Origin of the sequence: Eubacterium aggregans, from assembly GCF_900107815.1 — a bacterium.
GTDB lineage: Bacteria > Bacillota > Clostridia > Eubacteriales > Eubacteriaceae > Eubacterium_O > Eubacterium_O aggregans.
The window spans coordinates 1-1,951 of the sequence record NZ_FNRK01000056.1; the positions used below are offsets into that span (position 1 = coordinate 1).

Sequence of the window (1,951 nt, forward strand, 5' to 3'; positions counted from 1 at the left end):
GTTCTTGGCATAATGAGTTCCTCCATATGTTGATTATACAATATTTCTAGGGGATATCTCATTTTACTTTGTACTATTTAAATTCTAACACCAAAATTCAATGAACTGAATGGTGAAATTTCAGATTTGATAGAGTTACAAGAATCGGCATACGATACTGTTTATACTATGATGCAATTGGCTCCTTGCAGTGGTGCGTTCTATTTTCTTGACATCTCTGCCAATAAAAGTATAGAATCACAAGCTTATAGTGGCGTATATTTAAAATACGTCAATATCAGTACTGCAAATACTTTGAATAATAGGGTGTGTTTGTACCGAGGATTGCCAGAAGTAGCTCGAAAGAATGGAATCAATCTACATAGCTCTTGGGAGCTTGAAGTCAAGGAAAATGATTTTTCAGATATATGTAATTTATTAAACACAGATGTGCATGATTTGACGAAGAGCTATTATCTTACGAACGTGTGTAATCTCCCGGGAACCTGGGAAAATGCGCAATTTTTATGTATCCCAATTATGGATACAAAGGGAAAAGTAATCGGAGTATGTGGCTTCGAGGTCAGTGCACTGCTTTTTTCTCTGTCTCATAAAACAGCGATCGTTTCCTATGACTATATCTGTTGTGGTATACTGAGCAAAAAAAACGAAAAGTACAGTGGCCTTTTCGCAGGAAGTCAATCGGGGGGAATTCCTCTCAATTCGGAGGCCATTGTGTTAACATTAGGTGCACCCTTTGATACCATTACAATTGGAGATAAAGGTTATTTTGGAATTCACCAAAGTCGGAATGTAGCTGGAACTGAATACCTAGTAATGTCGTTTTTGCCAATATCGGAATATAGCCAGATTCGACAACAATATTTGGCTAAACTGACAACGCTGTTGTTAGTGTTATTGCTGATTATGGTTGGAAGCTGTATCTTTTTCAGCCATAAGTATTTGGTACCTATTTTAAATGGGTTAAAAACGCTAAAGAAAGAGACTACTAGTGAAGATTTAAAAAAACAAATTCCGGAAATTGAGGATTTATTTAAGTTTTTAGAAAAAAAAGATATGGAAATAGCAGCTACAGTAGCTAATTTAGACAAAAAAAAGACGGCATTGGAAGCTGAGTTGGTCCGTGTCTATGGCGATTTAGATTTGTTGGCAAAAGAACAAAAGAATAAGATGGATACAGATGTGTACATTCATTTTATTACTGGGATTGAGACGCTTACACCACGAGAAAAAGAAGTGTTTGGTTTATATTACAACGGATATACCGCAAATCAGATTGTTGAAAAACTCGGGTTTACAAAAAATGGTTTAAAATATCACAATGGAAATATTTATTCAAAATTGGGTGTATCTTCGCGTAAACAACTTCTTCAGTACATTGCATTAATGCGTTCAGAAAAAGAAAGTGTGAATTCATCATCTAAAGAGAATAATATAAACGTGATTAAAATCTAAAGTTATTTGGTATAAAATGTAGTTAGTTAAATTAATAGCGATAACAAATCTACCTTTAGGTTAAGTACGTGGAGTAAGAATTAAAAAATCTTTTCTGTTTGATTTTATATTTTCATGAAGGGGTAAGGATATGAAATGGACCTATGTCAATACATTGGACACAAAAAGTTGAACTTTTTTATGCCGCCTGAATAGCTTCATCCTCCATTTGTTGAGGTGTTTTATATCCAAGTGCACTATGAATCCTCTGGCGATTATACCAGGATTCTATATACTCAAAGAGTGCCTTGCGGCATTCTTCAAAGTCTTGATAGGTATGAAGATATATTTCTTCTTTTTTCATCACGGAGTGGAAGGATTCAATACACGCATTATCATAAGGATTTCCTTTACGACAAAAGAGGGAGTGTGAAAGACTTTCTGTAAATACGAATTTCCTGTGCTTAGAATCAGAAAAAAAAGAAAAAGCAAAGCAATATAGATATGCCTTAGATAG

General features: G+C 34.5%; 2 protein-coding genes. One reads left to right on the forward strand and one right to left on the reverse strand.

Annotated elements, in window-relative coordinates; all coding sequences use genetic code 11:
* Window positions 1-126: 126 nt before the first annotated feature.
* On the forward strand, window positions 127-1,455 hold the full coding sequence (locus BLW33_RS13875) for a response regulator transcription factor (protein ID WP_143032666.1): 1,329 nt from the start codon (window positions 127-129) through the stop codon (window positions 1,453-1,455).
* 178 nt (window positions 1,456-1,633) lie between these two features.
* Here the strand turns inward: BLW33_RS13875 and BLW33_RS13880 are convergent.
* Window positions 1,634-1,951, reverse strand: a 318-nt coding sequence (locus tag BLW33_RS13880) for an integrase core domain-containing protein (RefSeq protein WP_242911699.1), incomplete at its 5' end; no start/stop codon positions are given.